The sequence below is a fragment of the Mediterraneibacter agrestimuris genome, from assembly GCF_943193195.1.
In the GTDB taxonomy this organism is placed as follows: domain Bacteria; phylum Bacillota; class Clostridia; order Lachnospirales; family Lachnospiraceae; genus Schaedlerella; species Schaedlerella agrestimuris.
On sequence record NZ_CALPDG010000007.1, the window covers coordinates 1 to 12,467 of the forward strand.

Annotated in this window: 7 protein-coding genes and 1 pseudogene; 7 read left to right on the forward strand and 1 reads right to left on the reverse strand. The window is 43.9% G+C overall.

What is annotated here, in order from left to right; all coding sequences use genetic code 11:
- Positions 1 to 189 precede the first annotated feature (189 nt).
- The 3 genes and pseudogenes from NFS18_RS05350 to NFS18_RS05360 all read left to right on the forward strand — a co-directional run.
- Positions 190 to 1,209, forward strand: a complete 1,020-nt coding sequence (locus NFS18_RS05350) for an alpha/beta hydrolase (protein ID WP_251388714.1) — start codon at positions 190 to 192, stop codon at positions 1,207 to 1,209.
- On the forward strand, positions 1,130 to 2,950 hold the full coding sequence (locus NFS18_RS05355) for a DUF6320 domain-containing protein (protein ID WP_251388716.1): 1,821 nt from the start codon (positions 1,130 to 1,132) through the stop codon (positions 2,948 to 2,950). The genes NFS18_RS05350 and NFS18_RS05355 overlap by 80 nt, the downstream gene beginning before the upstream one ends.
- A gap of 389 nt (positions 2,951 to 3,339) precedes the next feature.
- Positions 3,340 to 3,762 (forward strand): annotated as a pseudogene (locus NFS18_RS05360) (permease); the annotation flags it as partial.
- A gap of 3 nt (positions 3,763 to 3,765) precedes the next feature.
- Here NFS18_RS05360 and NFS18_RS05365 read toward each other — a convergent pair.
- A complete protein-coding gene (locus NFS18_RS05365) occupies positions 3,766 to 4,761 on the reverse strand; it encodes a LacI family DNA-binding transcriptional regulator (RefSeq protein ID WP_251388720.1) in 996 nt (331 codons plus the stop codon).
- Positions 4,762 to 5,214: 453 nt separating this feature from the next.
- On the opposite strand from NFS18_RS05365, the gene NFS18_RS05370 reads away from it, so the two are divergent.
- Genes NFS18_RS05370 through NFS18_RS05385 form a run of 4 tightly spaced genes read left to right on the forward strand, consistent with a single transcriptional unit; the run spans position 5,215 to position 12,369 of the window.
- Positions 5,215 to 7,479 carry a glycogen/starch/alpha-glucan phosphorylase gene (locus tag NFS18_RS05370; protein ID WP_251388722.1) on the forward strand — a complete coding sequence of 755 codons (2,265 nt, stop codon included), beginning with the start codon at positions 5,215 to 5,217 and terminating at the stop codon, positions 7,477 to 7,479.
- Positions 7,480 to 7,505: 26 nt separating this feature from the next.
- On the forward strand, positions 7,506 to 8,972 hold the full coding sequence (gene malQ / locus NFS18_RS05375) for a 4-alpha-glucanotransferase (protein ID WP_251388724.1): 1,467 nt from the start codon (positions 7,506 to 7,508) through the stop codon (positions 8,970 to 8,972).
- A 14-nt stretch (positions 8,973 to 8,986) separates the two neighbouring features.
- Positions 8,987 to 10,750 carry a glycoside hydrolase family 13 protein gene (locus NFS18_RS05380; RefSeq protein ID WP_251388726.1) on the forward strand — a complete coding sequence of 588 codons (1,764 nt, stop codon included), beginning with the start codon at positions 8,987 to 8,989 and terminating at the stop codon, positions 10,748 to 10,750.
- Complete coding sequence (locus NFS18_RS05385) at positions 10,747 to 12,369, forward strand: glycoside hydrolase family 13 protein (RefSeq protein WP_251388728.1); 1,623 nt, start codon at positions 10,747 to 10,749, stop codon at positions 12,367 to 12,369. Before NFS18_RS05380 ends, NFS18_RS05385 begins: the two co-directional genes overlap by 4 nt.
- The last annotated feature ends 98 nt before the right edge of the window (positions 12,370 to 12,467 follow it).

Genomic DNA, 12,467 nt, shown 5'->3' on the forward strand with positions numbered 1-12,467 from the left:
GGCTGGATATATCGCTGTCATCACTTCACTGGTCGGACACCTTGCAGCGCAGTGCAAGATGCCGTGTGAACAGTAACAATTTGCCTGTTGAACAGAAAAGAGTCCGAAAGAAAAAAGTGGAGTTTATGAGATAAGTGTATTATAATGCCATTATAGATGATAATGAAAAGCAATTGAGAGGAGTACATTATGTCAATTAATCCTGCAATGCGCTTAGTGCTGAAGGCTCTTTCTTTTGATGGAATTGAAGTGGAGTCTGAACGGCACATGGCGGACTTGAAACGTCTGGATCCAATGAAAATATTTTACAAGACAGCAGACGTCCATGTATATAACGGCGAGTATGAGGTTCCGATCCGTCTTTTCTTTCCAGATGAGGGGACAAAGACCGCATATGAAGAGGATAAGCTTAGGTTCCCAAAACTGCTGTTGTTGTTTCACGGCGGCGGCTGGGTGACGAACTGTGTGGATAATTATGAGCGCATATGCGCCAGACTTTCCATTTCAACCGGAAATATCGTAGCTGCGGTGGAGTATCGTCTGGCACCGGAATACAAGTTTCCGGCAGGACTTCTTGACTGCTATGCGGCGGCGGAAGCATTGTTTAGAAGGCATAAGGAACTGGGGCTAAATCCAGATGATATCACTTTGATCGGGGACAGCGCCGGAGGTAATCTGGCGGCGGCAGTGTCACTGATGGCAAGAGATAAGGGAGAGTTTCTTCCAAAACGGCAGATATTGATTTACCCGGCGGTATATAACGATTATTCGGAGAATTCCCCCTTTCTGTCTGTGCGTGAGAATGGAACGGAGTATCTTCTGACAGCAGGAAAGATGCAGGACTATATTGCACTGTATGCAGAAAGTGAAGCAGATATGCAGAATCCGTATTTTGCGCCTTATCTGGCGGAGGATTTGAGTAATCAGCCAGACACATTGATTTTGACTGCGGAGTTTGATCCTTTAAGAGATGAGGGAGAGGCATACGGTCAGCGGCTTATGGCAGCCGGGAATCTTGTGGAGATACATCGGATAAAGGATGCGCTGCACGGATATTTTTCACTGGGGATCAAGTATTTTCACGTGCAGGAAAGTTTTGATCATATCAATGCATTTTTAGGGGGGAGTCATGGCGAAGCAGAAACGGGCACATTGGAGAAAATTAGACAACGCCGCAAAGCTGTTTTTGGCAGCGAGCACAAAGAATGATACCCGTGTCTTCCGGTTCTATTGTGAATTGAAAGAAACGGTACAACCAGAGCTGCTGCAGCGCGCGCTGGATCTGACGGTAGAGACTTATCCGGTTTTTTTATCGGTAATTCGTAAGGGCGTGTTCTGGAACTATCTGGAAATGAGCAGTCTTCATCCGGTTATTCGAAAAGAGTACAAAGAGCCTTGCAGCCGTATTTATATCAAGGATAAAAAGTCACTTTTATTTGAAGTGACCTATTATAAAAGACGTATCAATTTTGAAGTGTTTCATGTACTTACGGACGGCACAGGAGCGACGGAGTTTTTGCGGGAGCTGGTGAAGAACTATCTCTATTTGGCACATCATGAAAAAGGACTGGCACAAGTTTCATTTCTTCCGGAAGATGTGACGGTACAGGATCAGGAAAATGACAGCTTTGCGAAGTATTACACCAAGAATACTAAGAAACCAAAAGAAAAGAAGGCGAAGGCATATCAATTGAAGAAACCGAGGAAAGACAACGGCGCTATACAGGTACGGGAGAGCGTGTTTTCTGTGAAACAGGTGCTTGCCCGTTCCCGGGAATTGGGCGTGTCTATGACTGTGTTTTTGACAACGGTATATATGATGGCGATTCATGAAGAAATGTCAAAAATACAGGAGAAGTATCCGGTGAAGCTGATGGTTCCGGTAAATCTTCGGAAGTTTTTTCCGTCAGATTCTATGCTGAATTTCTTTAACTGGATCGAGCCGGGGCATACGTATGGGAAGGGGCACGATACGTTTGAAGAGGTGCTGGCGGAAACGAGTCAGTTCTTCTTAGAAGAATTAACTAAAGAGAAGATGGCAGAGCATATGAACAAGCTGATCGCATTGGAAATGCATCCGGTATTAAAGTTTGCGCCAGCAGAACTGAAGAATCTCTGCATTCATGCAGGCGCTAAATTTTCTGAGAAAAATACAACGGCAATCTTTTCCAATATGAGTTCGGTCTCCATGCCGGAGGATTATGTTCCGTACATTGAACGGTTTGGCGTATATACAAGTACGCCCAAAATGGAACTCTGTGTATGTTCCTTTGAGGATAAATTATCACTCGGCTTTACATCTCGTTTTGATACGGAAAATATTCAGCGGAACTTTTACCGGATATTAAAAGAACATGGAATTGAAGCTGAAACAGTAGAAGCAGAGTTCCCGGAAGTGCAGGCAACAAAAGAGCTTGAGATAAAAGTATATAAAATATTTACGTTCTTGTGTCTGATCGCGATCGTATTTATGATCGATCTGGATTTCAGTTACCGCCCGACTGTGCGGTGGACACTGTTTTCTGCGGGCGGGGTCGCCAGTATGTGGCTGGCATCCACGATTGGTTTTTTCAAACGGTACAATTTACTGAAAAATGCAATGTGGCAGCTTGTGATTATGACGCTGGTAAGTATTTTGTGGGATTGGCTGACTGGCTGGAGGGGCTGGTCGGTGGATTTTGTGGTGCCTCTGGTAAGCATGGGGATTCTGCTCTTCATGGTAGTTGTCGCCGCAGTGCAGAGGTGGCCTGCGAAAGAATATATGGCGTATCTCGTGATGGCATCCACATATGGACTTGTATTGCCGCTGCTATTGCTTGTATTCGGTGTATTGCATCTACAGATCCCTAGTCTGATTGGAATTGCAGTGTGCTTTCTCTTCCTGGCAGGGATACTCTTGTTTAAGTGGAAAGAATTCAGGGAAGAAATGTATAAAAAGTTTCATGTGTAACTGACAGCGAGTGCAGGAAATTTTCGTCTGCACATAAATGAAATGTTGTATGAGGAGGGGAACAATGTTCACAAAAATTTTATATGTAGGCGCGATTGTCAGTCTCTTGATTTCGTTCCAAAAGGATAGGAACAAGACAAAAGCAGCATTGAAAAAGGCATGGAAGTCATTTGAAAATATTTTGCCGTCTGTATTGGTGGTTCTCCTTCTGATTGGATTCATGCTTACTTTTTTAGACACAGAAATGATTTCCAGACTTATCGGCGCAGATTCAGGAATCATGGGAATGGGAGTTGCCGCAATCATTGGCTGTATTACTCTGATTCCGGGATTTGTAGCATTTCCGCTGGCAGCGTCTCTTCTGGAAGCCGGGGCGGGAAGCAGCAAGTCTTTCTGTGGAAAATCTTTTGGAGATGCTGTCTGTTATACCTCCGATTTTTATTTTGCTGGGACTGATGGATGTATGGGTTCCAAAAGAGACGATCATGAAATATATGGGAAAAGGAGCCGGGATCAAAGGCGGTGTTTTTGCGTTTGTCCTGGGTTCCTTTTCAGCGGGACCGCTGTATGCGTCATTTCCTGTTGCGGCAGTATTTTTGAAGAAAGGGGTAGCGCTGGCGAATATATTGATTTTTATCGGCGCATGGTCCACAACAAAAATACCGATGATGCTGTTTGAAACAACACAGCTGGGAGCACGGTTTGCTGCAGTCCGATTTTGCCTGAATCTAATGGGTATCATTATTCTTGCGGTAATCATGGAAAAAACAACAACAAAAGAAGAGACGGAGATACTATATGGAGATGAATAATTTTTATTCTTTTGCTTCTCCTGTAGAGCCCCTTACGATTAACTTCGCATGCAGTAACAGTGTTCCGATCGCCACATTTTTCATTGTGTTTGTCAAAGCAGAAAACGCGCTCTTCCCCAGTTGGATCCGGTCCTGCCGGATGGTAGTCAGCGGCGGAGAGGTATAAGCACAGATCGGCAGATCATCGAATCCGATGATGCTGATGTCTCCGGGAACGTGGCAGCCAAGCTGCTGGCACTGTATCATGGCAGAATTGGCAATCTGATCATGACTGCAGATGATAGCGGTAACTCCCAGATCCAGCAGCCGCGGAAGATGCTTTTCCAGACATTGTGTAATATAGTAAGAATTTCCGGCATATGCAGGTTCAGCTTTTATGCCGTTTTGCTTCAAAGCCTGAAAAAATGCTTTGTGTCGTACCTGCATGATATGGGAACCGAGAGCGCTGCTCAAGTATCCGATTTTCTTATGCCCCAGCTTTTTTAAGTGAGAGACAGCCAGTTCCATTCCTTCATTGTTATCAATTCCCACATAAGTCATATTTGGATTGGCAATGACATAGTTGTCATACAGGACGGTTGGTATCTGACTTGTGCGGAAATCTGTCATCCACGGATCGTTTAAAGAAAAGCCGACCACAAATGCGCCGTGGTACTGATTCTGAAGCATGAAAACATCATAAGGCGTGCTTTTCTGTAATTTTTCATTTGTATCAACAATATCTACTGCGTATCCTGCGGGTTCTGCAAGCTGACGGAATCCAAGGATAATTTCATAGCCGAACTGATGCGGCTCTTTGTATTCCATGTTTCCAATTAAGATACAGAGTTTTTTCTGTACGTCCTTCTGCCGTCGGATTTTTGTATATCCCATTTCAACGGCTGTTTCAAGCACGGCTTTTTGTAAAGTTTCGCTAACGTCCGGAGCACCGTTCAAAGCTTTGGAAACGGTACCTTTGGAAATGTTCAGCCGATTTGCAATATCTTGTAGTGTAATCATAGTGGACGTCCTTTCTTTTTTTACAAAAGCTATTTTATCCCTGGTATCATGACACATTATAAAGGAAATAAAAAATGAATGCAATGTAGATTTTGAAAAAATAGAGATAAAGTTTCGGTGAGTTTTTAATTGTTAAAATATTTGTTAGGAAATGTGCACAAAAATATTACTGAGTAGTTGTGAAAAATGCAGAAAGAAAAGCAGTTTATACAAAATCACATTGACGGAACAAGAACGCAGTGATATTATCAAAATGTACGAAACAATACGAAAAATGAAGTTTATTTGTTTTACTCCGCTCTTTTTCAATAGGTTCAGAAAGGGGAGGAGAGGGAGGTATTTATGCCATTTTCATGTTAGAATTAGAAAAAGATAGAAAAATTGTGTTTGAAAAGTAAAAAGGCAAAAGTATAATTAAAACAAAAACAATGGAAAACAGGAAGGAGAACAAAGATGGAGAGAGATTTAGAACAGATGTTACAGACAATCTGCGGCAAGGGGATCGCAGAGGCTTCCAAAGAAGAGATTTATGAGGCATTATTACAGCTGTCCAAGGAGAAAATGCAGGGGATGAAGCACAATGAGGGCAACAGAAAGTTATATTACATTTCTGCGGAATTCCTGATCGGAAAGCTGTTATCTAATAATCTGATCAACTTAGGTCTTTTTGAAGAAACAAGAGAAGTTCTGAAAAAGCACGGACATGACTTAACAGAGATTGAGGAAGTAGAATTAGAACCGTCTCTTGGCAACGGAGGTCTGGGACGTCTGGCAGCATGCTTCCTTGATTCAATCGCAACTCTGGGACTGAACGGGGACGGCGTAGGACTGAATTATCACGAGGGACTGTTTTTGCAGAAGTTCTCTGGCAACAAGCAGTGGGAAGAGAAAAATCCGTGGATTACCAAGAAGAGCTGGCTGACAAGAACAGAAACCGGCTTTGAGGTTCCGTTTAAAGACTTTACAGTAAAATCTACAATGTACGATATTGATATCCCGGGATACAACAGTGGATGCAACAAGTTACATTTATTTGATTTGGACAGCGTGGATGAGAGTATTATCGGCAGCGGCATTTCCTTTGACAAGCATGATATCCAGAAGAACCTGACACTGTTCCTCTATCCAGATGACAGTGATGAGGCAGGACAGCTTCTGCGTATTTACCAGCAGTATTTTATGGTAAGTAACGCTGCACAATTGATTCTCAAAGAAGCAGAGGACCGCGGCGTGAATCTGTATCATCTGCATGAGCATGTGTGTATCCAGATTAATGACACACATCCGACCATGGTGATACCTGAACTGATCCGTATTCTGACTCAGCAGAAGGGCTTCAATATTGATACAGCGGTAGATGTGGTAAGCAGGACATGTGCGTATACAAATCATACAATTCTGGCAGAAGCATTGGAGAAATGGCCGATTGCATATCTGGAGAAGGTTGTACCGCATCTGCTTCCGATCATCCGCGAGCTGGATGCGAGAGTCAGAAGAGATTATCATGATCCACGTGTGTATATCATTGATGAGCAGAACCGTGTGCATATGGCTCATATTGATATTCATTTCGGATATGCGGTCAATGGAGTCGCGGCTCTTCATACGGAAATTTTGAAGGAATCCGAGCTGAAACCGTTCTATGATATATATCCGCAGAAGTTTAACAACAAGACCAACGGAATCACTTTCCGCAGATGGCTTGTACATTGTAATCATAATCTGGCTGAATATTTAAAAGAGCTGATTGGTCCTGATTATGTGGAAAGTGCGGATGAGCTGGAGAAATTAATGGCTTATCAGGATGACGAGAAGGTTCTGGCGAAGCTGCGGGAGATTAAGAAGGATGCAAAGCTTGAATTAAAGAAATATCTGAAGCTGACACAGAATATCGACATTGATGAAAATTCCGTTTTTGATATTCAGATCAAACGTCTTCACGAGTACAAGAGACAGCAGATGAATGCGTTGTATGCAATTTATAAATACAAAGAAATCAAGAAGGGCAATTTGCCGAAACGTCCGCTGACAATGATTTTTGGCGCAAAAGCGGCTCCGGCATATACGATCGCGAAGGACATCATACATCTGATCCTGTGCTTACAGCAGTTGATTGAAAATGATCCGGCTGTCAGCCCATATATGAAGATTGTCATGGTAGAAAACTACAACGTGACAAAGGCAGAAAAGCTGATTCCCGCATGTGACATTTCCGAGCAGATTTCCCTTGCTTCCAAGGAGGCTTCCGGAACCGGAAACATGAAGTTCATGCTGAACGGAGCGGTTACTCTTGGAACAGATGACGGAGCAAATGTGGAGATTCATGACTTGGTAGGAGACGACAATATTTATATCTTTGGTGAAAAATCAGAGAAGGTAATTTCCCTGTATGAGACAGGTGGATATTGTTCCGCAGATATTTATGATAATGATCCGATGGTGGAAGAATTGGTTGACTTTATCATCAGTAAGGAACTGATCCGCATCGGAGATCCGGTAAATCTGGGACGCCTGTATAAAGAAATCGTAGGCAAAGACTGGTTCATGGCGCTTCTGGATGTGAAGGATTATATCAAGACCAAAGAACAGATGCTTGCAGATTACGAAGACGAGAAAGCATGGGAGAAGAAAATGCTTGTAAATATTGCGAAAGCAGGATTCTTTTCATCTGACAGAACCATTTCAGAATACAACAGAGATATTTGGAAGTTAAAATAAAGCCAGAATTTAAGGAGAATATTTTCATGAGACAGACTGGAATATTAATGCCTGTTGCTTCCCTCCCGTCCCGCACGGGAGTGGGAGAACTGGGGGCAGAAGCGTATCACTTTCTTACAATTTTAAAAGAAAACGGCATCAAAATCTGGCAGATTCTGCCTATGAATCCGGTGGGATATGGCAATTCTCCATATCAGCCGTATTCCTCATGTGCGGGAGATGAACTGTATATCAGTCTGGATACATTGTATGAGGAAAGACTGCTGAAAGAGAAAGCAGAAAGTTTCAGAGAACGGGAAACGAGTATTGATTACGATGCAGTCCGTACCTATAAAGAACCATATCTCAGGGAAGCATTTCAGGCATTTTGTGAACAGGGCGGGCAGCAGGACGCGGCATTTCAGACATTCGTTTCCCAGAAGTGGGTCTATGAATATGGAGTATTCCGTGCGCTGAAAAGGGAGCAGGGCGGTATCTGCTGGAATGAGTGGAGCGAAGAAGCAAAACACTGGCCCAAAGAGCGATATGAACTTCCAGAGGAAACAGAAAAGGAAGCGCAGTATCATATGTTCTTGCAGTATGAATTCTTTGTACAGTGGATGCAGGTGAAGAAACAGGCGAATGCAGACGGGATTCAGATTATGGGAGACGTGCCGTTCTATGTGGGCGTGGATTCTGTAGATGTTTGGGGCGGAAAGGATAATTTCCTTCTGGATACCGATGGAAGACCGATATTTATCGCTGGGGTGCCGCCGGATTATTTCAGCGCCACCGGACAGAGGTGGGGAAATCCGATCTATGACTGGGATTATCTGAAAGAGAATAACTATCAATTCTGGGTAGACCGGATCGGTTATAGCAGCAAATTATTTGATATTATACGGATCGATCACTTCCGGGCGTTTGATACATTCTGGAAGATTCCGGCAAGCTGTCCGACTGCAATTGAAGGTGAATGGATCGAAGCGCCGGGATATGAAGTCATTGACACTTTGAAAGAACAGATTCCGGGAGTGAATCTGGTGGCAGAAGATTTAGGAGATCTGCGTCCGGAGGTTCTGGAATTGAAGGATCATTATCATCTGAAAGGCATGAAAATTCTTGTCTTTTCCATTAATACGGCAGGAAAGTATGGATATGATACCTTCCATGATGTGGAAAATATGATTACATATACAGGCACTCATGACAATGATACACTGATGGAGTGGTATCAGAATCTGACCTGTGCCGGACAGAGGAAGGTTCGCAGATTCCTTGCCCGTCAGGGAGTGAAACAGGGAAGTGTGAGAGACAGGCTGATCACTTATATGCTGAAAAGCAAGGCAGAATATGCGATTCTGCCGATGGCTGATGTGCTTGGTCAGGGAAAGGAAGGTCACTTAAATACACCGGGAACGGTGGGAAGCCCGAATTGGGAGTGGCGTATGCCAGACTTTGAGCTTGCAGAAAAAGAGATGAAACGATATCGAAATCTGTTTATATTCAGGTAATAAAGGAGAATGCAATGGAATTTACCGGAATTTATCACAAAACATCGGAACAGATGAGTTATCCATTGAACGAACAAGAGCTGATCGTCAATTTAAAAACGGGTTATGATGTAGAACGGGTCTTCATACATTATGGAGACCCGTTTGAAACAGGTATTCTTGGAGGAAATGAGAAATGGACCGGAAAACGGGAAGAAATCTGTTTTAAGAAGCGACTGAAGCATCAGCTTTGGTGGACAACAACTCTGAAGCCGCAGTACAAACGGTGTAAATATTATTTTGAACTACATACAAAAGATGAGGTATGGAATTATTTTGAAGACGGATTTCTGACGGAGGAACAGACAAAAATGGACGGCAGAATGCTGCAGTGTTTTACCGTACCGTGGATGAATCCGGCGGATATCAACGAGACCCCGGACTGGGTCAATGAGACGGTCTGGTATCAGATCTTCCCGGACCGCTTCTGCAGGGGAAAAAACAGTGTGAAGGATGAGAGCTTGATTTCGTGGCGGGAAGGTGAAGTGACCAACGAAGAACGCTTTGGAGGAAACCTGAATGGAATCAGAGAACGTCTTTCTTATCTGGCTGAGTTGGGGATTACAGGGATTTATCTGAACCCGATCATGCAGGCAGAATCCAACCATAAATATGATACGACTGATTATACGAGGATCGATCCACATTTCGGCACAGACGAAGAGTTTGCAGCCCTTGTCAAAGAGGCTCATGAAAAAGGGATCCATATTATGGTAGATGCCGTATTTAATCATTGCGGTCGTAAGTTTGCCCCCTGGATGGATGTACTGGAAAAGGGGGAAGAGTCGGAATATGCAGACTGGTTTATGGTTCAGAACTGGGAAGACATTCAAAAGAGAGCCGATACGAGAGACGGCAGATTTTATTCCTTCGCATTTGCAGACGGAATGCCGAAGCTGAATACCAACAATGAGAAAGTGATCGCATACTTTAGCAAGGTCTGCGAGGATTGGATCCGGAAATTTGATATCGATGGTATTCGTTTTGATGTGGGAAATGAAGTATCCCATACCTTCCTGAAATGTCTGCGGAGACATTTGCAGAAGTTGAAACCAGACTTGTATTTTCTGGGAGAAATCTGGCATGATGCCAGTCAGTGGCTTGCCGGAGATGAATATGATGCGGTGATGAATTATCCGCTGATGAGTGGGATTAACGATTTCTTTCTGGATAAAGGGATGGAAAAAGCAGAGTTTGAATATATGGTTAACCATTGTTACACCATGTATATGCAGCAGAATAATAATGTGATGTTTAACCTTCTGGATTCCCATGATACCCAGAGACTGATGAGCCGTTTTGACGATCTGGATATGTTCTATCAGCAGTTGGCAGTGCTCTTTACAATGCCGGGCAGCCCATGCATCTACTACGGAACAGAGATCGCAATGGAAGGCGGATTTGATCCGGACTGCCGCAGATGCATGCCATGGGACAGAGTAGATCAGCCTGAGTATCAAGAGAAAATCCAGACGATGCAGCATCTGATTGCTATGCGTAAGAGGGAAGAGATGTGCAAGAGCCTGTATTTCCATTTCCCGGAAGAATACAAGGAACAAAGGCTGGTAGAGTATATCAAGCTGGATGAGGCCGGAAACCAGATGGAAGTGCTTCTTAACTGCTCTGGCAAAGATGTCGGGATCAAAGAAGGCGGGGAAGTATTATTTGCGCGGAAGTTTGAGAACGGATGTCTGAGGGCGAATGGAACGCTGATACGAAGAAAAGGAGTGGTAGGATGAGTTATACAGAAAAATGGTGGAAACATGCAGTTGTCTATCAGGTTTATCCGAGAAGTTTTCAGGACAGCAACGGAGACGGAATCGGAGATTTGAAGGGAATCATACAGAGACTGGATTATCTGAAGGAGCTGGGAGTTGACGCACTGTGGCTGTCTCCGGTCTGTAAGTCACCCCAAGATGACAATGGATATGACATTTCCGATTATCAGGATATTGATCCTATGTTTGGCAGTATGGAAGATATGGAACAGTTGATTGCCGAGGCGAAAAAGAGAAATATCCGTATCATTTTAGATCTGGTGCTGAATCACTCTTCCGATGAACACAGATGGTTTCAGGAGGCAAAGAAAAGCAAAGATAATCCGTACCATGATTATTATGTCTGGAGGGACGGTGAAGAGGGAATCTATCCAAATGATATGGATTCAGTTTTCGGCGGTTCTGCATGGGAGTGGGTGCCGGAGCTGAAACAGTATTATTTTCATCAGTTCTCTGTGAAACAGCCGGATCTGAACTGGGAGAATCCAAAGGTGCGCCGGGAAATCTACAGCATGATTCTCTGGTGGATGGAGAAAGGCGTGGGCGGATTCCGTCTGGATGTGATCGACCAGATCGCCAAAGATCCGGATCTGAAGATTACAAATAATGGACCAAAGCTCCATGAGTTTATTCGGGAATTAAGCCATGAGACATTTCAAAAGGGAGATTTGATCACAGTCGGAGAAGCGTGGGGCGCGGATACCGAACGGGCGAAGCTGTACAGCAACCCAGATGGAAGTGAATTTTCTATGGTATTTCAGTTTGAACATATTGGACTGGATCAGCAGGAAGGAAAGGAAAAATGGGATACCGCGCCGCTTCCGCTTGTGAAATTGAAAGCGGTTCTGGCAAAGTGGCAGAAGGAATTGTACGGCTGCGGCTGGAACAGTCTGTTCTGGAATAACCATGATCTTCCGCGTATCGTATCCCGCTGGGGGAATGATGAGAAGTACCGAGTGGAATCTGCAAAAATGCTAGCGGCTCTGCTTCATGGAATGCAGGGGACACCGTACATTTATCAGGGCGAGGAACTGGGAATGACAAATGTATGTTTTGCAGATATCGGTGAGTATCAGGATATTGAAATCCGCAATATGTACAAGGAACGAATGGAAGCCGGATACAAAAAAGAAGATATCATGGAATCTATTTATGCCAGAGGACGTGATAATGCCCGGACGCCTATGCAGTGGAGCGCTGCGGAAAATGCCGGATTTACGACCGGCAATCCATGGATCGGCATAAATCCAAATTATACGGATATCAATGCAGAATCAGAGCTGGCGAATCCAGATTCCGTATTTCATTATTATCAGAAATTGATTCAGCTTCGCAAAGAGCATTCCGTGTTTGTGGACGGAGAATTTGAACTTCTGATGGAAGAAGATGAGCAGATTTTTGCATATACCCGTACTGATGCAGATACAAAGCTGCTGGTTTGTGCAAATTTCAGCGATAAAGAGGCAGAATGCCCGATCTTGAAAGAATGGGATGATGCAGAAACGCTGATCCGGAATTATAAAAATGACTGCCAGAGCGGCCGGATGCGTCCGTATGAGGCAGTGATAAAAGTGATGTAATAGAAGAAGCTGACAGAATGAAGGGGTGGCTGCCGGAAAATGGTAAATCCACTGTTTTACGGCAGCCAATTCGAGCTGTTATGGCTGAACTGTTACTA